Origin of the sequence: Rothia sp. 27098_8_161 (assembly GCF_041432905.1) — a bacterium.
Lineage (GTDB): Bacteria > Actinomycetota > Actinomycetes > Actinomycetales > Micrococcaceae > Rothia.
In genome coordinates, this window is the sequence record NZ_JAPWAL010000019.1 from 1 (window position 1) to 21,694 (window position 21,694).

General features: G+C 56.7%; 17 protein-coding genes, 1 tRNA gene, 1 rRNA gene and 1 pseudogene. All 20 read left to right on the plus strand.

The features are described from left to right. The first annotated feature begins 13 nt into the window (after positions 1–13). The 20 genes and pseudogenes from rrf (at position 14) to O3648_RS06960 (ending at position 21,509) form a co-directional block, all read left to right on the plus strand. Positions 14–130 (plus strand): 5S ribosomal RNA (gene rrf / locus O3648_RS06865). A gap of 257 nt (positions 131–387) precedes the next feature. After that, positions 388–1,512, plus strand: coding sequence for a hypothetical protein (locus O3648_RS06870; protein WP_279754718.1), 1,125 nt, complete (start codon positions 388–390; stop codon positions 1,510–1,512). Positions 1,513–1,700: 188 nt separating this feature from the next. After that, on the plus strand, positions 1,701–2,738 hold the full coding sequence (locus O3648_RS06875) for an HAD-IIA family hydrolase (RefSeq protein WP_279754716.1): 1,038 nt from the start codon (positions 1,701–1,703) through the stop codon (positions 2,736–2,738). Beyond that, positions 2,731–2,898, plus strand: coding sequence for a GTPase (locus tag O3648_RS06880; protein WP_279754714.1), 168 nt, complete (start codon positions 2,731–2,733; stop codon positions 2,896–2,898). Before O3648_RS06875 ends, O3648_RS06880 begins: the two co-directional genes overlap by 8 nt. A gap of 54 nt (positions 2,899–2,952) precedes the next feature. Further along, positions 2,953–3,681: a TlyA family RNA methyltransferase gene (locus tag O3648_RS06885; RefSeq protein ID WP_371569239.1), complete on the plus strand. Its 729-nt coding sequence runs from the start codon at positions 2,953–2,955 to the stop codon at positions 3,679–3,681. A gap of 217 nt (positions 3,682–3,898) precedes the next feature. Further along, positions 3,899–4,219: pseudogene (gene merR / locus O3648_RS06890) on the plus strand (Hg(II)-responsive transcriptional regulator); the annotation flags it as partial. 35 nt (positions 4,220–4,254) lie between these two features. Next, the gene (gene merA, locus O3648_RS06895; RefSeq protein WP_371569242.1) at positions 4,255–5,895 is read left to right on the plus strand and encodes a mercury(II) reductase; all 1,641 of its coding nucleotides are present in this window, start codon (positions 4,255–4,257) and stop codon (positions 5,893–5,895) included. 300 nt (positions 5,896–6,195) lie between these two features. Next, positions 6,196–7,218, plus strand: a complete 1,023-nt coding sequence (locus O3648_RS06900) for an NAD kinase (protein WP_279754712.1) — start codon at positions 6,196–6,198, stop codon at positions 7,216–7,218. Positions 7,219–7,237: 19 nt separating this feature from the next. Then, the gene (recN, locus tag O3648_RS06905) at positions 7,238–8,947 is read left to right on the plus strand and encodes a DNA repair protein RecN (protein WP_279788798.1); all 1,710 of its coding nucleotides are present in this window, start codon (positions 7,238–7,240) and stop codon (positions 8,945–8,947) included. A 349-nt stretch (positions 8,948–9,296) separates the two neighbouring features. After that, positions 9,297–10,991 carry a CTP synthase gene (locus O3648_RS06910; protein ID WP_279754709.1) on the plus strand — a complete coding sequence of 565 codons (1,695 nt, stop codon included), beginning with the start codon at positions 9,297–9,299 and terminating at the stop codon, positions 10,989–10,991. 145 nt (positions 10,992–11,136) lie between these two features. Continuing rightward, positions 11,137–11,811, plus strand: a complete 675-nt coding sequence (locus O3648_RS06915; protein WP_314078653.1) for an NUDIX hydrolase — start codon at positions 11,137–11,139, stop codon at positions 11,809–11,811. A gap of 76 nt (positions 11,812–11,887) precedes the next feature. After that, a complete protein-coding gene (locus tag O3648_RS06920) occupies positions 11,888–13,192 on the plus strand; it encodes a tyrosine recombinase (protein ID WP_371569246.1) in 1,305 nt (434 codons plus the stop codon). Positions 13,193–13,286: 94 nt separating this feature from the next. Then, positions 13,287–14,147 carry a ParA family protein gene (locus O3648_RS06925; protein WP_371569249.1) on the plus strand — a complete coding sequence of 287 codons (861 nt, stop codon included), beginning with the start codon at positions 13,287–13,289 and terminating at the stop codon, positions 14,145–14,147. Between the two features lie 194 nt (positions 14,148–14,341). After that, positions 14,342–15,337 carry a ScpA family protein gene (locus O3648_RS06930; protein WP_279754706.1) on the plus strand — a complete coding sequence of 332 codons (996 nt, stop codon included), beginning with the start codon at positions 14,342–14,344 and terminating at the stop codon, positions 15,335–15,337. Further along, entirely contained in the window at positions 15,330–16,307 is a 978-nt protein-coding gene (gene scpB, locus O3648_RS06935) for an SMC-Scp complex subunit ScpB (RefSeq protein WP_279740388.1), read from the plus strand. The genes O3648_RS06930 and scpB overlap by 8 nt, the downstream gene beginning before the upstream one ends. A gap of 171 nt (positions 16,308–16,478) precedes the next feature. Next, complete coding sequence (locus O3648_RS06940) at positions 16,479–17,609, plus strand: pseudouridine synthase (protein WP_371569252.1); 1,131 nt, start codon at positions 16,479–16,481, stop codon at positions 17,607–17,609. A gap of 18 nt (positions 17,610–17,627) precedes the next feature. Further along, positions 17,628–18,797, plus strand: coding sequence for a prephenate dehydrogenase (locus O3648_RS06945; RefSeq protein ID WP_279740391.1), 1,170 nt, complete (start codon positions 17,628–17,630; stop codon positions 18,795–18,797). 54 nt (positions 18,798–18,851) lie between these two features. Beyond that, entirely contained in the window at positions 18,852–19,544 is a 693-nt protein-coding gene (gene cmk, locus O3648_RS06950; protein WP_371569255.1) for a (d)CMP kinase, read from the plus strand. 111 nt (positions 19,545–19,655) lie between these two features. Further along, positions 19,656–21,236, plus strand: a complete 1,581-nt coding sequence (der, locus tag O3648_RS06955; protein WP_279754703.1) for a ribosome biogenesis GTPase Der — start codon at positions 19,656–19,658, stop codon at positions 21,234–21,236. A 199-nt stretch (positions 21,237–21,435) separates the two neighbouring features. Then, positions 21,436–21,509 (plus strand) — tRNA-Pro (locus tag O3648_RS06960). Positions 21,510–21,694: the final 185 nt, after the last annotated feature.

Below are 21,694 nucleotides of genomic sequence, written 5' to 3' on the forward strand. Positions count from 1 at the left end.
AATCCCGTAGGTTTGCGGTGATTATAGCGAGAGGGAAACGCCTGGTTCCATTCCGAACCCAGAAGCTAAGGCTCTTTGCGCCGATGGTACTGCACTTTTGAGGGTGTGGGAGAGTAGGTTATTGCCGCTTTATTGTTCAATAGCCCCGGCTTTGCCGGGGCTATTTTCGTTTGGGGAGGTCTAACGGCCTCCCCATTTGTCTTTAACATCCTATCGGTACGGGTGCACGGAAGGTGCTCTCTATACTAGAATGGTATGGCTTATGTTTAGGCATTAGCGGGTGTATCTAAAGCACCCCTCATAGAGTTGATGCCTCAGGCAGCGGTTCGCCCGAACCGACTGCATACCCTACCCGCCGACACTGGCGGATACCTCCCAAGGAGATTCATGTCTGAGACCCCCCGTCACGAGTCTAACGGCTCCGGCCCCCGCCATCACCGCAAGAACAGCGGAGGAAAGGACATCCGCTCCAAGAAGGGCGGCAAGAACTTTGGCGGTAAGGGCGGTTTCAAGCGTAATGACCGCGGAGGCAAAAAGTTTGACGGTCGTCGCTCCGATTCCCGATCCAAGGCACCTCGCTCCAACGGTCCCGAGGCTGAAGCACCTCGCGAAGAAGTACGCAGCATTGGTGGCCGTGCAGGCTACCGCCCCGCAAAGCCCAAGGCACCGGAAATTGACGATGACATCACCGGTCGCGAGCTGGACGGCGCAACCTTCCGTCAGCTGCGCGCCCTTGAGCCGCGCAACGCAGAAACCGTTGCAAAGCACCTCGCCATGGCAGGTCGCTACCTCGACATCGACCCCGAATTCGCACTAGAACACGCCGTTGCCGCATCCCGTAGCGCAGGCCGTATTGCCGCAGTACGCGAAGCTGTTGGTGTTGCCGCATACGTAGCAGAAGACTTCGAACTGGCACTGCGCGAACTGCGCACCCACCGCCGTATTAGCGGCTCCGTAGACCACCTGGCACTGCTGGTAGACTGCGAACGTGCGCTCGGCCGCCTACCCAAGGCAATGGAAATGATTGCAGAATCCGAGAAGGAAGAACTGCCCGCCAACGTGCGCGTAGAGCTCGCCATCGTTGAATCCGGCATCCTCAGCGATCAGGGCAAGAAGTCCGAGGCTGTCGTAGCACTGCAGATTCCTCAGCTGAACCCTAAGCGTGCCTTCGAATACAGCCCCCGCCTGTTCAGCGCGTACTCCGACGCGCTTGCTAACGCAGACCGTAACCAGGAAGCAGAACGCTGGGCACGCCTCTCATTCATGGCAGAAGCAGCATTGGGTCAGGGTAACTTCGCAGAACCCGAAATCTTCGACATGTTCGGTGAAGCAGGCCTCTTCGAAAAGGAAGAGAAGCCCGTAGAACTCACCGAGTCCGCAGGCGAAAAGTCCGAGGAGATCGCTGAAGCATCCGCAGAAAATGAAGCAAGCGAAGCTCAGGAAGAGGCAGTTGAGGACGAGAAGACCGAACTGCCCAAGACTGAAGAAGCAGAAGAAACCTCCGCAGAATAAGACTGCGGAGAATCTAAGAATTCTAAATACGCGACCTAAGTGTCAGCGTGAAACCGTTGGACGCCACACCCAAGCAGGGAAGAGCGTCCAGCGGTTTTCTATATAATCGCTCGAAGGTGCCAACGCTAGAGTGTCTAACAGGTACGATTAATAGCGACAACCGCCAGAGACCCCGAGAGGAACACTCTATGACCACGAACGCACTCCTATCCCGCTACGATGCCCTCCTCTCCGACCTGGACGGCGTAGTCTACGCAGGCCCCTTCGCCATCGAAGGTGCACCCGAAGCGCTCAACCGCGCTGAAGAAGAAATCAACGTACCGGTCATCTTCGTCACCAACAACGCATCGCGTTCCGTAGAATCCGTAGCAGAGCACCTGCGTGAACTGGGCGTGCACACCCGAGCAGGACGCGTCGTCAGCTCCGCACAGGCAGGCGCAGCACTGCTTGCACAGCATGTACCCGCAGGCTCCAAAGTACTCGTCACCGGCACCGAAGCACTTGCCGACTGTGTTCGTGCAGTAGGCCTCGAAACGGTACGCAAGGAAGAAGAAGGCCCTGTAGCCGTCATCCAGGGATTCGACCCCAAGATTGGCTGGGAAGACCTCGCGGAAGCCGCCTACACCCTCGCAAACCCCGACATCCTCTGGATTGCAACTAACACTGACCAGAGCATCCCCAAGGAACGAGGCCAGGCACCCGGTAACGGCACCCTCGTCGCAGCCGTAGCAACTGCCTCGCGCCGTACCCCGCTCGTCGCGGGTAAACCCGAAGCACCAATCTTCCACACCGCAGCGCAGGCAGTGAACTCCAGCCGCCCCGTCATCGTGGGCGACCGCCTGGACACCGACATTCTCGGAGCCAACAACGCAAAGATGGACGGCGCCCTCGTCCTTACCGGCGTACAGACCTACCAAGACGTCATCGAGGCCGTGCCGAACCAGCGTCCGACCTATATTCTGCGCGCCCTCGAGGACTTCTTCGCACCCTACCCCGAAATTGAAGTGCTCTACGAAGGTTACGAAGTCATCGCAACCGGCCCCACCTGGCAGGCACGAGTTCGCGGTGAAAACCTGAGCCTGACCGGCCCCGAGATTGAAGATACCGAAGCATTCGCGGGCAGCGAGAGCGAAGCCGAAGCATGGCGCGTAGCCTGCGCGGCATGGTGGGCAGCAAACCCCGAACAGGGCGCACGCCCCAACATCCAGGGGATCCCCGGTGCCTAAAGAACCGGACACTAACAGCACGGCTGAGGAAAGCTCTGAGCTTGACGCAGAATTCGAGCGCCAGCTGGCGGCGACCCTCGCCTTGGATCCCGTAGAGCGCGTCAAGCGCCTCGAAACGATGAGCGAGCAGCTGGAGAAAGACCTCGAAAACCTCTCCTAGTTCACCGGCACTAGATAACCCGTCACCAGACGAGAGAAAGAAGACAAGGACACTGTGCGCCTCGATAAATACCTGGTCGAAGCCGGATTCGTGATCTCCCGAACCCTCGCCGCAAAACTTATTGCGGCGGGAGACGTGCAAGTCAACGGCAAGGTTGCACGCAAAGCGTCCATGCTCGTGGGCCCGGAGGATACCCTCTACGTGCGCCAGAGCGAACTGACCGAATACGTCAGTCGCGCAGGCCACAAGCTCGCCGGTGCCCTCGACGCATTCCCCGATATTGAGGTGGAAGGTAAGCGCTGCCTGGACGCGGGAGCCTCCACCGGAGGCTTTACCGACGTGCTACTTCGTCGAGGAGCTGCCCACGTAGCCGCCGTTGATGTAGGACACGGGCAGCTTGTGGAAACACTACGCAAAGAACCGCGAGTTGGCGTGTACGAAGGACTCAATGTTCGTTACATGAAGCCCGAAGATATTCGCGGGCAGGTTGAGCTGACGGTTTCTGACCTCTCGTTCATCTCGCTGACCCTGGTCATGGAGTCGCTAGCGAACGCCACCGAAACCGGTGGCGACCTGGTGCTCATGGTCAAGCCGCAGTTCGAGGTTGGCAAACACCGCATCGGACGCGGGGGAGTGGTGCACGAAGAATCCGCCCGCCGTGAAGCAGTGGAAAAAGTCCAGGCATCTGCGGTAAGCCACGGATTGCGCGTGATGGGTATGGAACCCAGCCCGCTCCCCGGACAGGACGGCAATGTAGAGTACTTCCTATGGTGCAAAAAATAAAGGGTCTTCGGAATATATAGTGGAATTACTTTCTTAATAGTTTAAAAACAACTGGTGTTTAAATCGGATTTTCTGGTGGGATGTTAGGATAATCAATAGTATTATATAAAAGTATCAATCACATACGAGTGATACTTTGGGAAAAAAATAAAATAGTCCAATTTACTTGACCGTGTACTATGGTACATGGTTTATAATATTCAGGGGGTGAAATAAGATGATTTATCGCATTAGTGAGTTTGCAGATAAATGTGGAGTTAATAAAGAAGCGATCAGATATTACGAGCGAAAAAATTTATTACAAGAACCTCACCGAACGGAAGCTGGTTATCGGATATATTCATATGATGACGTTAAGCGTGTTGGGTTTATTAAACGAATACAGGAACTTGGTTTCTCTTTAAGTGAGATTTATAAATTACTTGGTGTTGTAGATAAAGATGAAGTTCGTTGTCAAGATATGTTCGAATTTGTTTCCAAAAAACAAAAGGAAGTGCAAAAACAAATAGAGGATTTAAAACGAATTGAAACTATGTTATAATAGAAACATTAACAAACGAAAGGAGCTTTTTTATGAATAAATTTAAGGTAAACATTTCAGGAATGACTTGTACGGGTTGTGAAAAACACGTAGAATCAGCACTTGAAAAGATAGGTGCTAAAAATATTGAGTCTAGTTATCGTCGTGGTGAAGCAGTATTTGAACTGCCCGATGATATTGAGGTTGAAAGTGCAATAAAGGCGATTGATGAAGCAAATTACCAAGCCGGAGAAATTGAAGAAGTATCATCACTAGAAAACGTGGCGTTAATTAATGAAGACAATTATGACCTTCTTATTATTGGTTCTGGTGCTGCTGCCTTTTCTTCGGCAATTAAAGCTATAGAATACGGTGCAAAAGTTGGAATGATTGAGCGTGGAACGGTTGGGGGAACCTGTGTGAATATTGGCTGTGTTCCGTCAAAAACTCTTCTTAGGGCAGGGGAAATCAATCATTTATCAAAAGACAATCCGTTTATAGGTTTACAAACATCCGCTGGAGAAGTGGATTTAGCTAGTTTAATCACGCAAAAGGATAAATTGGTGAGCGAACTTCGGAATCAAAAATATATGGATTTAATTGATGAATATAATTTTGATTTAATTAAAGGTGAAGCAAAATTCGTTGATGCTAGTACGGTTGAGGTCAATGGGACAAAGTTATCTGCAAAACGCTTTTTAATTGCAACAGGTGCATCGCCTTCGTTGCCCCAAATTTCAGGACTTGAAAAAATGGACTATTTAACTAGTACAACACTTCTTGAGTTAAAGAAAATACCAAAACGATTAACTGTAATTGGTTCAGGATACATTGGAATGGAGCTTGGACAACTATTTCATCATTTAGGTTCAGAAATAACGCTTATGCAAAGAAGTGAGCGACTTTTAAAGGAGTATGATTCTGAGATTTCAGAGTCAGTTGAAAAAGCGTTAATTGAACAGGGTATAAACCTTGTCAAAGGGGCAACTTTTGAGCGTGTTGAACAAAGTGGAGAGATAAAAAGGGTTTACGTAACAGTAAATGGCAGTAGAGAAGTCATTGAATCAGATCAGTTACTTGTTGCCACTGGAAGAAAACCAAATACGGATTCTTTAAATTTAAGTGCAGCAGGTGTTGAAACTGGAAAAAATAATGAAATCCTGATCAATGATTTTGGCCAAACAAGTAATGAAAAGATTTATGCAGCAGGAGATGTGACTTTAGGACCACAATTTGTATATGTAGCAGCCTATGAAGGTGGAATTATTACTGATAATGCTATTGGCGGATTAAACAAAAAAATAGATTTATCGGTAGTTCCTGCTGTTACGTTTACGAATCCGACGGTTGCAACGGTTGGTTTAACAGAAGAACAAGCAAAAGAGAAAGGGTATGATGTGAAGACATCTGTATTACCTTTAGATGCTGTTCCAAGAGCAATTGTAAACCGTGAAACAACCGGTGTATTTAAACTAGTAGCAGATGCAGAAACACTAAAAGTATTAGGGGTTCATATTGTATCTGAAAATGCAGGAGATGTCATCTATGCAGCATCATTAGCTGTTAAATTTGGCTTAACGATAGAAGATTTAACAGAAACCCTAGCACCATATTTAACAATGGCTGAAGGGCTAAAATTAGTTGCACTTACGTTCGATAAAGATATTTCGAAATTATCTTGTTGTGCAGGCTAAGGGAACTTTTTTACAACTCCCTATTCAACGGTGTCGAAAGTAAATTATAGTGCCGAAAATAAATAGTGCTAAGGCAGTCTGAGAAAAACCGCTCGATAACGCAGGACGCGTTGAGGGTAGGGCTTTCTCAGGCTGTCGCGCTATTCGCAGGTATTTTTTACGGGTATTTTAGAGATACCCCAGCTGCACGCTATTCGAAATAATTTTCTAAAAATATGGTGTTTTAGAAAATCTTCGAGAACATATTCGGTATGATAGGTGTAGATACACCATCTCAACACCCAATGGGAGAGAATCCTTATGGCAGAACACGAAAGCCACGCCCCGCAGGAAGCAACCACACAGGTGGCTGCTGTAGATGCGCGCGATGGTTCCGAACGTCGTGGTTCCGAAGACTCGGTGGAACAACGTCACCGTAAGATTCTCGTCTTCGCCCACGTGGGGCGCAAAGAAGCACGAGATGCCGCCCGACAGGCGTGCACTCAGCTCTACGAAGCGGGACTTGCACCCGTCATGACTCGCTCCGATCTGGAGACCCTGAGTGAAAACTGGGACGAGCCCATCCCCGTGCAGGTCGTCCACGAATCCGTGGCGCTCATTGATATTGAACTCGGCGTGGTGCTCGGCGGTGACGGCTCGATTCTTCGCGCCGCCGAAATGGTGCGCCGAACTAGCGTTCCGCTCATTGGCGTGAACCTGGGACACGTTGGCTTCCTTGCTGAATCCGAAGAGAGTGACCTGACTGAAACCGTTCGCTGCATCGTCAACAACGAATACACAGTTGAAGAACGCATGGCAATCGACGTGGAAGTCTGGAACGACGGCAAGCGAGTGCATAGCGATTGGGCACTGAATGAAGCTAGTGTCGAAAAGGGCAACCGCGAAAAAATGATTGAAGTTATTATCGAGGTGGATTGCCGCCCGCTCAGTAGCTTCGGCTGCGACGGCGTGGTCATGGGAACCCCCACCGGCTCGACTGCCTACGCTTTCTCCGGTGGCGGTCCGGTCGTCTGGCCCGAAGTTGAAGCAATTCTCATGGTGCCACTCTCGGCTCATGCGCTCTTTGCGCGCCCGCTGGTAGCAGCGCCGACCTCCACCTTGGCGGTAGAAATGATGCCAGGAAACGGTGCCTCCGGCGTGCTCTGGTGTGATGGCCGCCGAACCGTAGAGTTGGACCCCGGATCCCGTATTGAGGTGCGACGCTCCGAAAAATCGGTGCTGCTTGCCCGTATCCACCCGGCTCCCTTCTCGGAACGACTGGTGCGTAAATTTGAGCTTCCGATTCGTGGTTGGCGAGGTCCACAGGACGGCGAGAAGCGCTAAAGAAAAGGAATGAACGTTCGTGATTGAGGAAATCCATATTCGAGACCTCGGCATTATTACCGATGCAAGGCTCCCCCTCGAACCCGGATTCTCGGTGCTGACTGGCGAAACCGGCGCAGGTAAAACCATGGTCGTCACCGCCCTCGGCATGCTCCTGGGTGCCCGATCCGACGCATCCAGCGTGCGTAACGGTGCCAAGAGCGCCCTCGCCGAAGCAGTGATTCGCCTGCCCCCCGGACACCGTGCCCTTGAGCTTGCCGAAGAAGCCGGCGGCACTGCTGAAGACATCGACGAACAGACCTCCGAACTGCTTCTGGCACGCACCGTCAACGCTTCGGGGCGCTCCCGCGCCCACGTCGGCGGTTGTTCCGCACCCATCGGAACTCTGTCTCAGATTGGTCAGACTCTTGTTGCAGTCCACGGCCAGTCCGATCAGTTGCGCCTCAAATCAGTTGCAGAGCAGCGCCACTCCCTCGACCTGTACGCCGGTGAAGGGCTCGCCAACTTGCTTGAGAAGTACCGCGAAAACTACGAGCGATACCGTGCCGCCGCCGCAGAGCTCAAGGAGGTACGCGAAAACTCTCGCGCACGCGCCCTCGAAGCGCAGACCCTGCAGGGCGCCCTCGAAGAAATTAGCACGGTCAACCCGCAGGGTGGGGAAGAAGAAGAGCTCAAAGCCGAAATGGTGAAGCTCATGAACGTTGAAGCGCTACGCATTGCCTCGGCAACCGCCTCCACAGCGCTCAGTGGTAGTGAATACTCTACCGGCGATGAGCAGAGCGTCATGAGCCTGCTCGATGCAAGCCGCTCCGCGCTACAGTCGCAGGCGGACGCTGATGAAGAGCTTGCCTCCCTCGCGGCGCGCGTCAACGAACTGCTGATTCTTGCCACCGATATTTCCTCGGATCTGTCCTCCTACATGGCCTCCCTGGACGTTGAAGGTCCCGAACGTCTGGCACAGGTACAGACTCGCCGCGCCCAACTGGCAACCCTCACCCGCAAGTACGGCGCCGATATTGCCGAGGTGCTCGAATGGGCCGAAGAATCCCGTGCACGCCTTGAGACCCTGGTGGACGACCCCCAGCGACAGGAAACCCTGGAAACCGAACTGGTACAGCTACGCAAGGTGCTCGGTGCCCAGGCAGAAGAGCTAACTGCCCTGCGCCGTGCTGCCGCACAGAAACTGGCGGATGCCGTCAGCGAGGAGCTCACTGCTCTTGCCATGCCGAACGCATCCCTGGTCGTGGAGGTTGCCGAAGCTGAAAAGTTTTCTGTGCACGGTCGAGACACCGTCACCTTCATGTTGGCCCCGCACCGAACCGCCGTGCCGCGCCCGCTCGGTAAGGGTGCCTCCGGTGGTGAGCTCTCCCGCGTGATGCTCGCCTTGGAGGTGGTGCTTGCCGAGGTGGACCCCGTGCCCACCTTCATCTTCGATGAGGTGGACTCCGGCGTGGGTGGTAAGGCAGCTATCGAAATCGGTCGCCGCCTCGCCATGCTCGCCCGACACGTGCAGGTTCTGGTGGTCACCCACCTGCCGCAAGTTGCAGCCTTCGCGGACCAGCACATCCTCGTGCTGAAAAACGATGACGCGTCCCTCTCAAAGGTCAAGGTACTTTCCGAAGAGGAACGTGTGGTGGAGCTTGCGAGAATGCTCTCCGGACACGATCAATCAGAATCGGCGCGAGAGCACGCCCGAGAGCTGCTGGCAGCCGGTCGAGACGTGCCGTAGGGACGCTGAAAGTAACATGCAAACCTACCGGGAAAAGGATTGGAAAGGTGCTGGTAAAAGCGCCGAAAGGTGGCATCTTTCGCACTAAAGACCATCAAAGGGGCTGAAGCACGCGAGCGTGTCTCAGAAAGTTGTCGGCACAGCCCGTGCCGGTGACCAACAGCGGCGCATGGAGCCCAGAGGATGTGAGATACTCTGTGAATGCTCCTACACCTGCTTCTACACGGCGCGGCGGGAATAATAAATCCCCGGCTCCGTTTACAGTGGTGATAAGGATAAATAGGGGAGGGAAAGCCGCCTGAGAAATCTTCTCGCGGCAAAACCCTCTGCTTGGATAGCAGACAAGAAAATGGTAGGCTTGAATTCCGTGGTGAATGAAAAAAATAACGCTCTGAATGCGTCCTCTAACGACAAGGTAACCCGCCAGATTTTCGTGACCGGCGGCGTTGCATCTTCTCTAGGTAAGGGTCTGTCGGCCTCTTCCCTCGGTCAGCTTCTTCGCGCACGTGGCCTCTCTGTGACCATGCAGAAGTTCGACCCTTACCTGAACGTCGACCCCGGCACGATGAACCCCTTCCAGCACGGTGAAGTCTTTGTCACCGACGACGGTGCTGAAACCGACCTCGACATCGGACACTACGAGCGCTTCCTGGACGAAAACCTCGACCAGTCCGCTAACGTGACCACCGGCCAGGTCTACTCCTCCGTCATCGCGAAGGAGCGCCGCGGTGAATACCTTGGTGACACCGTCCAGGTCATCCCTCACATTACCGACGAAATCAAGGCCCGCATGCGTCACGCAGCGGAAATTGACGACGCGCCCGACATTATTATCACCGAAATCGGTGGTACCGTCGGCGATATCGAGTCCCTGCCCTTTATGGAAGCAGCACGCCAGGTACGCCGCGATGTTGGCCGCAAGAACGTCTTCTTCCTGCACGTCTCCCTGGTGCCGTTCATCGGCCCCTCTGGCGAGCTCAAGACCAAGCCGACCCAGCACTCCGTCGCAGCACTGCGCGGCCTGGGCATTCAGCCTGACGGTCTGATCCTGCGCTGTGAGCGTGAGGTTCCCGTATCGCACCGTACCAAGATTGGTAACGCATGCGACGTAGACAGCGACGCAGTTATCTCCTGCGCCGACGCACCCAGCATCTACGACATCCCCAAGACCCTGCACAGCCAGAAGCTCGACGACTACATCCTCGACTACTTCGGCATTGAGGCTTCCGCACCGGACTTCACCCAGTGGAACCGCCTGCTCGACGCAGTGCACCGCCCCGCGGCAGAGGTTAACGTTGGCCTGGTCGGTAAGTACATCGATCTGCCCGACGCATACCTGTCCGTCTCTGAGGCTCTGCGCGCCGGCGGCTTCGCAAACAACGTTAAGGTCAACATCAAGTGGGTTGCAGCCGACCTGTGCGCAACCGATGAAGATGCAGACCACCAGCTGCGCGACATGGACGCAATCCTCGTGCCCGGTGGCTTCGGCATCCGCGGCCTAGACGGCAAGATTGGTGCACTCAAGTACGCACGCGAGCACAAGATCCCGACCCTGGGTATCTGCCTCGGTCTGCAGTCCATGGTCATTGAGTACGCACGCAACGTACTGGGCCTGCGCGAAGCATCCTCCACCGAATTCGAGCCCGAAACCTCCGTACCGGTCATCGCAACTATCGAAGAGCAGAAGCAGTTCGTCGAAGGTGCAGGCGACCTGGGCGGCACCATGCGCCTGGGCCTGTACAAGGCAAACCTCGTTCCAGGCTCTCAGGTTGCTAAGGCATACGGTGCAACCGAGGTTGCAGAGCGTCACCGCCACCGTTACGAGGTGAACAACGAGTACCGCGAGCAGCTTGAAGAAGCAGGTCTGCACATCTCCGGTACCTCCCCGGACTCCTCGCTGGTCGAGTATGTGGAACTGCCCGCAGAGGCACACCCCTACTACGTGGCAACTCAGGCACACCCCGAGTACCGCTCGCGTCCGACCCGCCCGCACCCGCTCTTCGCTGGCCTGATTAAGGCTGCTCTGGAACGCCGCGGCGCCTAATATCTAGGCATAAACGTTCAGCATCCCGCTCACCCCGCGCAGGGGAGAGCGGGATGCTCTTGTGTAAACCTGAACGTGCTTTAAACCGTGGCCGTACCTGACGCGCCAAATGTAGCGGGGCTAAGAAGCCGCCTACAATGAAAGAATGAGCAACAACCAGCAGATTATTGATGCACCCTCCGAACGTACCATCCGCACCCGCACCGTGAAGTACAGCGGCTACGTCATCGAAACGACCGTCGAAGAGTACGAACTCAATGAAAACACTGCGCTGACCCGCGATGTCGTGGAAATGCCCGGCGCCGTCGCCGTGGCGGTTCTCAACGACAACAACGAACTGCTGATGCTCAACCAATACCGCCATCCGGTGCGTATGAACCTCTGGGAAGTGCCCGCCGGACTGCTCGACATCGACGGTGAAGATCCCCTGGGCGCCGCGCAGCGCGAACTTGCCGAAGAGGCAGACCTGAAAGCATCCACCTGGAACGCTCTGACCGACTACTTCAGCAGCCCCGGCGCAACTAGCGAAGCAGGCCGCGTCTACCTGGCGCGCAACCTCTCGGAACTGCCCGCCGAAGAACGTAGCGAACGCACCGATGAAGAATCCGAAATGACCTATCGCTGGGTACCCCTCGCCGACGCGGTGCAGCTGGTATTAGGCGGAAAGATTCACAACGCGCTCGCTATCCAAGCGGTACTCGCCACCTATGCGGCGGCGCAGAACAATTTTGAAGGCCTGCGCCCTGCCGAGGGTGGCTGGGAGTTCCACCCCTATATGGGGCAGCGCCGCGAAAAGCCGGAGAACTTCCGCAACCACTAAGAACGGAGCATTGGGCGGGGGAGTAGCTCCGCCTACGGCAAACCCACATATCAAGAGAACCGATAGAGGAGATAGCGTGAAGCAGGCAAAAAGTACGGCGAGCAAGACATTCTGCGGCGCGAGTCTGCTCGGCGTGTCCTCTTTTGCCGGTTCCTCCGTGCTGGGTTCTTCTACCTTGGGTTCTTCCCATCAGGAGGGGCAGACCCCGCTACAGAAAGCCATTGACCAGTACCTCATCCACCTGCGCGTGGAGAGAGGAGGCAGCGAACACACCATCGCCTCCTACGGGCGTGACCTGCGACGATACAGCGCCTACATGGCGACCCTCGGAGTCATCGACCCCGAACGCATCACCACCGCGCAGGTGCGTTCCTTCATGCGGGAACTCGCCGCCCCCACCGTGCCTCTTGCCGGATTCGAGGTGGGGGAGAAGAACACCCAAAACGCGCAGGAATCTCAGGAAGCACAGGAAGAAGCCGCAGAATCGCTGGCGCTGATGATTGCCTCCGAATCGGGGCGAGGTACAGGAAACGGGGGCGCTGGAAACGCACGTTCCGGGCAGCCGGAGAAAGCTGGGGCCCCTGAAAAAGAAATGCCAACCGCTGAAGGGGTGCCGAGCCTGCCCCTGCCGCTGGGACCGAACTCCATCGCCCGCACCATGGCGGCAGTCCGCGGAGTACATGCCTTCTGGGTCTCCGCGCTCATCGTGCCCACCGATCCGGCGGCACCGGTCACTCCGCCCAAGAACGTTAAGCGCCTACCCAAAGCAGTGAGTGTAGAAGACATTCAGCGGCTACTCGCCGTACCCGACTGCGAAACCGCCACCGGGCTACGCAACCGAGCCATACTCGAATTCCTCTACGCCACCGGCGCACGCGTGAGCGAAATGCTCAACGCCGATATTGACGACGTACACTTCGAGGGAACCCTCACAGACGAAGACAGCAACCAGATTATCCTGCCCGGCTATGTTCGACTCTTCGGCAAAGGAAACAAAGAACGGCTCGTACCTATCGGAAGTTACGCCCAAAAAGCAATCCAAGACTACCTGGTGCGTGCCCGCCCCACCTTCGTAGCGCACGGTAAAGGCACCGCCGCGCTCTTTGTCAATGGACGAGGCGGCAGACTCGGACGCCAAGGCGCTTGGCTCATCCTCAAAGAAGCCGCCGAAGCTGCCGGGCTCAGCTCAGACTTCTCACCGCACTCCATGCGCCACAGCTTCGCAACGCACCTACTGCAGGGTGGCGCCGATATTCGCGTGGTGCAAGAACTACTCGGGCACGCCTCCATCGCCACCACACAGGTGTACACCAAGGTCACACCCGAGGGGCTCATGGAGGTGTACCGCATGGCGCATCCGCGTGCCCACGAACGGGGATAAAACCCCGTCAAACCGCGGAACAGCCGCTCTTGAGGTAACCTTATAGACAACGCTTAAACTTTAAAACTTCGAATTCATTGATGAAGGTGAACCATTGACTGAAGCTCAGGCTCAAGAACTCGGCCCCACCGGTCGACCCCTGCGCGTATACCCCGACCCGGCTCCGCTGAGCAGCCACGGTCCCGCCCGAATTATCTCTATGGTGAATCAGAAGGGCGGCGTGGGTAAGACCACCTCCACCATTAACCTGGGCGCGGCACTGGCAGAATGCGGCCGTAAGGTGCTCCTGGTCGACTTCGACCCGCAGGGAGCACTTTCCGCCGGTTTCGGCGCGAACCCGCACGAACTGGACCTGACCGTCTACAACGTCATGATGGACCGTAAGGTCGACATCAGGGATGTCATCCTGCCCACCGGCATGGAGAACATCGACCTGCTGCCCGCGAACATTGACCTCTCCGCAGCTGAAGTTCAGCTGGTCAACGAAGTGGCTCGCGAGCAGGTTCTCGCCTCGGCATTGCGCAAGGTCCGCGACGAATACGATGTCATCCTCATCGACTGCCAACCCTCCCTGGGCCTGCTGACCGTCAACGCACTGACCGCCTCCGAAGGCGTCATCATTCCGCTGATTTGTGAGTTCTTCGCACTGCGCGCCGTTGCACTGCTGGTCGACTCCATCGAGAAGGTTCAGGACCGTCTGAACCCCGACCTCGAAATCTCCGGTGTACTTGCCACTATGTTCGATGCCCGCACTATCCACTCTAAGGAAGTTCTGGCGCGCATCGTGGACGCATTTGGCGACAAGGTCTTCGACACCGTCATCAAGCGCACCGTGAAGTTCCCGGACGCATCGGTGTCCGCTGAGCCGATTCTCAGCTACGCCTCCAGCCACCCCGGTGCGGAAGCATACCGCCAGGTGGCACGCGAACTGATCTATAAGGGCGGCGCACGCTAAAGCCCTCTGCGCACCTATACGCCCTCCGCTGAGGTGACTCTCATCCTTGAGTCACACCGGCAGAGGGCGTATAATTGTGTGGATTCTAAAGACCCCGCACACTGCTTACGCCGAAAAATAGGCGAAATAGAAGCCGCATCTGAGACGGCACCAATAAAGCCGGGGAGAATAAACCTAAGGAGAATAGGTCGTTTATGACCACGAACGTCGCTGCCGTGAGGGTACCGACACCGAACGCAGACACCGCCACGAACGCCCGGACTGAGGGCCGCGGCCTGCAGAATCCGGAACGCGGTTTCACCCTCACCCTCAGTAATTTTGAGGGTCCCTTTGATCTTCTACTGACCCTGATTTCGCGCCGCAAACTCGATATTACCGAGGTGGCGCTCGCAGAGGTTACCGACGAGTTCCTCGCATACTTGCACGCCCTCTACGCTGAAGGCACCGAACGTGCACTCGACGAAGCCAGCGAATTTCTGGTCACCGCCGCAACCCTGCTGGAACTCAAGACCGCACGCCTGCTCCCGCAGCATCGTGAACCCCTCGAAGAGGATGTTGCGCTGTTGGAGGCACGCGACCTGCTCTTTGCCCGTCTATTGCAATACCGCGCCTACCGCGAAGTCGCCGATATTTTTGCTGAACGCTGGGCGCAAGAAGCACAGCGTTTTCCCCGTGCGGTAGCCCTCGAAGAACGATTCGCCCAGGCGCTACCCGAGCTGGTCTTTACCGGAGGCGCCGAAGAGTTCGCCCGCATCGCCGCAGCAGCGCTGAGCCGAACCCCCAAAGAACCCGAACCGGAACCCGAAGAAATCGTTGAACAACTCAACGAGCACCTGCACGTTCCGCTCACCACCATCGCGGCTGAAGAACACTATATTCTGCACAGCCTGCTCGATACCGCGGCTCGGGAACTGAGCTTTGCCGAACTGGTTCAAGGATCCGGCGAACTAGAAATCGCGGTGGTTCGTTTTCTCGCCCTGCTTGAGCTCTACAAAGAAGGCGCCCTGCACGTAGAACAGGACGCACTACTCGGAGCCATTCGGGTACGTGCGAGCGCGAGCGCGGCACAGTTCGTAATTCGTGAAGAAACAGACACTCAGGATGCGCACGAAACCAGTGAAGCGCCTGAATCACCCGAAGTGAACGAATCTGAAGCTAACACGGAACCGGTAGAGGAGGATTATGAGTAATCACGGCTCACGCTTTGACCGTGAATTTACCCCTGACGACCTTGCCATCGTGAACATGGGCTACTGGGATCCGAACGCGGATGAGGGTTCGGAACAGGCTGACTCGGCGCCGGTAGAGGCTGAGAGCTCAAAGCCTGCTGGGGCGGACGCTGAGCCGGCTGAGCATGAGGTAGCTGCAACGCCTCTGAGTACTGAGGTTGCCGAAGAAGCTGAGGCCGCTGAAACGGTAGAGGACTCCGACAGCTCTGAGGAATCGCAGGAAACTGCGCCCCGCGAGTCGAAGAAACCGGAAGCGAAACCGGTAAAGATTCCGGAGGGAGGCCCCTCCACCGCACCCAGTGTAGCGGTCGATGCCGAAGCCGAATTCTCCAAGGTCGAGGTAATCCCAGGCGGCGTCAAAAGCGCCATCGAAGCAATCCTCGCCGTTGCCGAAGCACCCGTGAGCGTCAAAGAACTCTCCGCCGCTCTCATCGTTAGCGAACGAGCTGTTGAGCACGCGCTCGACCAGCTGTACAGCGAGTACAACGGCGAAGAAAGCGGCTACGGAGAAGAGGGGGTGGCACCGGAACCGCGCGGATTCCAGTTGCGGAACATCGCAGGAGGCTGGAAGCTCTACGCCCGCGACGACTTCGCCCCCTGGGTGGCACGCTTCGTGACCCGTTCCAAGAGCGCGACGCTGAGCAATCCCGCCTACGAGACACTGGCCGTGATTGCCTACCAGCAGCCGGTGACCAGGGCGAGGGTGGCCTCCATTCGAGGCGTGAATGCGGACGCAGCAATCCGTCAGCTACTCCAACGGCAGCTGATTCGTGAGGCTGGTCGCGAAGCCGGAAGCGGCGCGACCCTCTACGAAACCACGGAGTTGCTACTGACAAAGCTCGGGTTGAACTCCCTGAAGGAGCTGCCGGCGCTTGCGCCCTTCCTCCCCGATGATACGGAGGCGGCGGTCCTCGCCGAAGGTAACGACTAACCCGCCCGCTACAGCCGTTACGGCAATAACGAAACTTTCAACGGTTCTGCTGAAAACCTGCTGCAGAACTACCCCGGATAAGCGCCCCTGGCGCTGATATAAACACCACACATTCGGTGCTGGGGCACAAAGACTAACAAATACTACAACGATAGAAAAGAGAAGAATACCATGGCATATGGAAACTCCTCCCGCGGCGGCCGCTCTGCATCCGGTCGCGCCCAGAACTCCCGCGGTGGCCGTCCCGGCGCCGGTCGTCCCGGTCAGGGTGGTAAGCCCGGCGCTAAGGGTGCATCCGCACGCGGCGGTCGTCCCGGTGCACCGAAGAGCGGCGCTGGTAAGGGCGGCGCAAAGGGCTTCGGCGAGAAGAAGTTCGGCGCAGGCCGCGCAGGTTCCGGCCGAGGCCGCGGCACCGAACTGCCCAAGCGCGAACGCCGCGCACCGGGCCGCCCCTACCGCTCCGGCGAAGCCTTCGCGAACGAGCGCGGTGAATACCGCGTCAGCAACTACGCTGGCCCTCACCGTCCCCGCCGCCCACGTAACGCCCCGGTAGACCACTACGAGTTCTACGACCACGACGGTGTGCGCCTGCAGAAGCTGCTGGCTCAGGCCGGGGTGGCATCCCGTCGCGTCTGCGAAGAAATGATTACTGAAGGTCGCGTCACCGTCAACGGTGAGGTCGTGACCGAGCTGGGTGTACGCGTGGACCCCTCCAAGGTGACCGTGCAGGTGGACGGCATGACCGTTCAAACCAACGACAAGCTCGTCTACATGGCATTCAACAAGCCCGCCGGCGTGGTCTCCACCATGGAAGACCCCGAGGGTCGCCCCTGCATCTCTGACTTCCTGCGTTCCTCCATGGGCGAGCGTGTGTTCCACGTGGGCCGCCTGGATGTTGAAACTGAGGGTCTGCTGCTGCTGACCAACGACGGTGAACTGGCGAACCGACTCACCCACCCCTCCTACGAGGTGCCCAAGACCTATCTGGTGCAGGTTCCCGGCCCGATGGAGCCCGGTGTCGGCGCAGCCATGAAGAAGGGCATTCGCCTGGAAGACGGCGTGACTCGTGTGGACGAGTTTAAGCTGGTGGATTCTACCCCCGGCCATGTGCTCGTTGAGGTGACCATCCACTCCGGTAAGAACCGTATTGTGCGCCGCCTCTTCGACGCTGTCGGATACCCGGTTGAGCGCCTGGTTCGCGTTGAGATGGGGCCGATCCGTATTGGTTCGCAGAAGCAGGGCACTGTCCGTAACCTCTCGAAGGTCGAGATTGGTCATCTGCTCGCTTCGGTGGATATGTAATAACGCTAAGGAGTTGTCATGAGCTCGCCCGCTGAGCTTTCCGCATCTGAGCTGCACATGGACTCAACGCTGACCGGGCCGGTACTCATTATCGGCTCGGGTCTGCTGGGCGCCTCCATTGGTTTGGGATTGCGCGCGGAAGGATGCGAGGACGTGTACGTCCAAGATATTTCACCCACCGCCGAGGCTGTGGCGCAGGATATCGGTGCTGGTACAAGCTTCTCCACCCTGTCGGAGCAGGAGCGTGCCTCCCTCGCCCCGCAGCTGGTGGTGGTGGCTGCGCCTCCGGATAGTGCCGGTGCCGTGTGCGCTCGCGCGCTGAACACCTATGCACCTCGGCCGGAGGTAGGATACCCAGGCGCCGTGGTGACGGATGTTGCCTCCGTGAAGGTGCAACCGCTAGCTGATGTGCTTGCCTCGGGTGCGGATGCGTCCCGTTATGTGGGTTCGCATCCGATGGCTGGGCGTGAGAAGTCCGGCCCGGTGGCTGCACGCGGTGAGCTGTTCCAAGCGCGTCCGTGGATTATCTGCGAGCACGATTCGGTTCGTCCCGAGTGTGTGCGTCTGGTGCGTTCTGTGGCGGTTGAGCTGGGCGCGATTGTGACTTCTCTGAGCATTGAGGAGCATGATCAGACGGTTGCTCTGATCTCTCATGTACCGCAGGCGATGAGTTCGCTTCTGGCTTCGCGTCTGCAGGACACTCCGCTGTATGCGCTGTCCCTGGCGGGTCAGGGTTTGCGCGATACGGTGCGTATTGCGGCTTCGGACCCGACGCTGTGGGTACAGATTTTTGCAGCAAACGCTGACCCGATTGTGAAGACCCTCTACGGGGTGCGTGATGACCTGAATCGCCTCATCGCAACGCTGGAGAACCCGACGGCCTCCGGTGCTCGCCTGGATTTGGCGCAGCTGATGAGCGAAGGCAACGCGGGCGTTAACCGTATTCCGGGTAAGCACGGTACGGCCCCCGCCGCGTTCGCAAAGATGACGGTGCTGGTGGATGACACCCCCGGCACGCTGGCTCGTTTGCTTGCCGAGATTGGTGAGCTGGGCGCGAACCTTGAGGATTTGCGTCTGGAGCACTCGACGGGCGCCCCGGTGGGTATGGCTGAAATCTCGGTCAATCCGTCTATTCATGAGGCGTTGGTCCGCGATTTGTCGGCTCGCGGTTGGCGTGTTGTGAAGTAGAGTTAAAGCTATATTTTCCGGCATAAAGTTTGAGACGAATTTGAAGGAGTGCTGATGCACGAGAACCCTAAACTGACGATTGCTATTGACGGTCCCTCCGGTTCCGGTAAGTCGTCTGTATCTAAGGAAGTTGCACGCCACTTTGGTCTGGCGTACCTGGACACCGGTGCAATGTACCGTGCCGCAACCTACCGTGTGCTGGAACTTGGCATTGACCTGAACGACACTGAGGCGATAGCGAAGGCTGTTGAAGAGATGCCCCTGGTGTTCGGTACGAACATTAAGGAAGAAGAGATTCTGATGGGCTCGACCGATATCCGTGAGGAGATTCGTAGCGAGCGCATTTCTTCGGCCGTTTCTGCTGTGGCTTCGGTTCCGGCGGTTCGTGAGCACCTGATTGGCCTGCAGCGTTGGATGATTGACCACGCTATTAACGGCATGGTCGCTGAGGGCCGTGACATCACCACCGTGGTCGCGCCCGACGCTGATGCGCGCATCCTGCTGACTGCTTCTGAAGAGGTGCGCATGGCGCGCCGCGGCCTGGAAAACGCGGAGAAGTCCGGCGCTTCGGGTGACTTGAGCAAGCAGATCGCTGAGCGTGATGCGAAGGATTCGAAGGTCAATAACTTTATGGAAGCTGCCGAAGGCGTGACCCGGGTGGACAGCTCGGATCTTGATTTTAATGCGACGGTCTCTGCAGTGATTAACGCTGTGAATGACCAGTTGAAGGCGAAGCGCGCGGGTTAGGCCCGCCGAAACGCTGGGGGAGTGGCGTATCCGCTCCTGAGAAGACGTTGAGCCGCGCTCGCGCGCTGACCATTGGGTTGGGCGCGGGGGCGGGTAGAGAAAGGAATGCGCATGGCTGAGGACGCTATCCGCGACGATTACGAAGATAAGTACCTGGGCGGTGGCGAGGACGACGTTACCGAGCGCCTCGCTGAGATTGATGATGAGACCGCTGAACAGCGTGCTCAGGCTCTGCTTGAAGGTCTTGAGGACTATGACCTGGATGAAGAGGACCGCGCCCTGCTGGGTGCCTGGGGCTTCGACATTGAGGAAGAAGAAGAGCAGCTCGCTGATCCGGTAGTGGCGATTGTTGGCCGCCCGAATGTGGGTAAGTCGACCATTATTAACCGTATTCTGGGCCGCCGTGAAGCGGTGGTTGAGGATAAGCCGGGTGTGACTCGTGACCGCGTGTCCTATAAAGCCGAGTGGCTGGGTAAGAGCTTCACCCTGGTTGATACCGGTGGTTGGGAGTCTGACGCCCGCGGTATTGATGCTCAGGTGGCTGAGCAGGCTGAGATTGCTGTGGAGCAGGCCGATGTTGTGGTCCTGGTGGTGGATGCCCGTGTGGGTGTGACCGCTTCGGACGAGCAGATTGTTCGTATGCTGCGCCGTGTGAAGAAGCCGATCATTCTGATCGCTAATAAGATTGATGACGCTCACCTTGAGCCGGAGATTTATAACCTCTGGTCGCTGGGTATGGGTCAGCCGTTCCCGGTGTCGGGTCTGCACGGCCGTGGCCTGGCGGATGCTCTGGACGAGATTCTTGAGGTCATGCCGGAGCACTCGCAGTTTGCTCAGCCGGAGGCGCTGGGCGGCCCGCGTCGTGTGGCTCTGGTGGGTCGCCCGAACGTGGGTAAGTCGTCGCTGCTGAACAAGTTGGCTGGTTCTGAGCGTGCCGTGGTGAACGACCTGGCTGGTACGACTCGTGACCCGATTGATGAGATTATTGAGCTGGGCGGCTACCCCTGGCGTTTTGTGGATACCGCGGGCATTCGCCGTCGTCAGCACATGGCTAAGGGCGCGGAGTTCTACTCTTCGCTGCGTACTCAGACTGCTCTGGAGCGTTCTGAGGTTGCCGTGGTGCTGCTGGATGTTTCCGAGCCGATCTCTGAGCAGGATGTGCGTATCGTACAGACTGTGATTGATTCGGGCCGTGCGATGGTTCTGGCATTCAATAAGTGGGATACCCTCGATGAGGATCGCCGCGACATGCTCGAGCGAGAGATTGAGCGCGACCTGGCGCACGTGCAGTGGGCACCTCGCGTGAACATTTCGGCGAAGACCGGCTGGCACAAGGACAAATTGGTTCCCGCTCTGGAGTACTCGCTGGAGTCGTGGGATTCGCGCATTCCGACCGGTCGTCTGAACGCGTTCCTGGGCGAGATTGTGGCCGCGCATCCGCACCCGCTGCGTGGCGGTAAGCAGCCGCGTATTCTTTTTGGTACTCAGGTATCTTCGCGTCCGCCGAAGTTCGTGCTGTTTACTACCGGTTTCTTGGATCCGGGCTACCGCCGCTTCATTATGCGTCGTCTGCGTGAGACTTTTGATTTCACGGGTACTCCGATTGAGATTTCGATGCGTGTGCGTGAGCGCCGCTCTCTGGGTGAGCGTCAGAGCGCGAAGGCTAAGAAGGGCAAGGGCAGCCGCCGCTAGTAGCGGGACATATCTGCTTGATGCTGTGTTGCGGGGCTCGGCCCCCACGCGCTGGATTCTGTGCAGAAAATCTGCGCGAAAAAGATTTTTAAGATTTTTTCTAAAAACGGGGATTCTGGCTTGCGTGGGGGTTGAAAGCCCGGTATAGTTATTCGAGTGTTCGAGGGAAACCTTGAAAATAATATCGTGAATAACGAATCGGGTTGTGGCGCAGCTTGGTAGCGCACTTGACTGGGGGTCAAGGGGTCGCAGGTTCAAATCCTGTCAACCCGACAGATAAAGCTCCGGAAGGTTTTTCCTTCCGGAGCTTTTTGTGTTGTCTGTTGTTTTGGTGTCTATATATCAATTCAATGGTTTCTTGAATCTTCAGTGGATGTGAAGGATGGATGTAGAGATGGCGCGGGGTAGTAGAGTTTAGGTTAGCGTGCAATTATGAGCTTCGATTTAAATGTTGGAAT

Excerpts from the sequence above, each read along its gene's own strand:
- der (WP_279754703.1), top strand. The coding sequence starts at position 19,656 with ATGGCTGAGGACGCTATCCGCGACGATTACGAAGATAAGTACCTGGGC.
- O3648_RS06900 (WP_279754712.1), top strand. The coding sequence starts at position 6,196 with ATGGCAGAACACGAAAGCCACGCCCCGCAGGAAGCAACCACACAGGTG.
- O3648_RS06910 (WP_279754709.1), top strand. The coding sequence starts at position 9,297 with ATGGTAGGCTTGAATTCCGTGGTGAATGAAAAAAATAACGCTCTGAAT.
- O3648_RS06945 (WP_279740391.1), top strand. The coding sequence starts at position 17,628 with ATGAGCTCGCCCGCTGAGCTTTCCGCATCTGAGCTGCACATGGACTCA.
- O3648_RS06875 (WP_279754716.1), top strand. The coding sequence starts at position 1,701 with ATGACCACGAACGCACTCCTATCCCGCTACGATGCCCTCCTCTCCGAC.
- O3648_RS06870 (WP_279754718.1), top strand. The coding sequence starts at position 388 with ATGTCTGAGACCCCCCGTCACGAGTCTAACGGCTCCGGCCCCCGCCAT.
- merA (WP_371569242.1), top strand. The coding sequence starts at position 4,255 with ATGAATAAATTTAAGGTAAACATTTCAGGAATGACTTGTACGGGTTGT.
- scpB (WP_279740388.1), top strand. The coding sequence starts at position 15,330 with ATGAGTAATCACGGCTCACGCTTTGACCGTGAATTTACCCCTGACGAC.
- O3648_RS06930 (WP_279754706.1), top strand. The coding sequence starts at position 14,342 with ATGACCACGAACGTCGCTGCCGTGAGGGTACCGACACCGAACGCAGAC.
- O3648_RS06940 (WP_371569252.1), top strand. The coding sequence starts at position 16,479 with ATGGCATATGGAAACTCCTCCCGCGGCGGCCGCTCTGCATCCGGTCGC.
- O3648_RS06915 (WP_314078653.1), top strand. The coding sequence starts at position 11,137 with ATGAGCAACAACCAGCAGATTATTGATGCACCCTCCGAACGTACCATC.
- cmk (WP_371569255.1), top strand. The coding sequence starts at position 18,852 with ATGCACGAGAACCCTAAACTGACGATTGCTATTGACGGTCCCTCCGGT.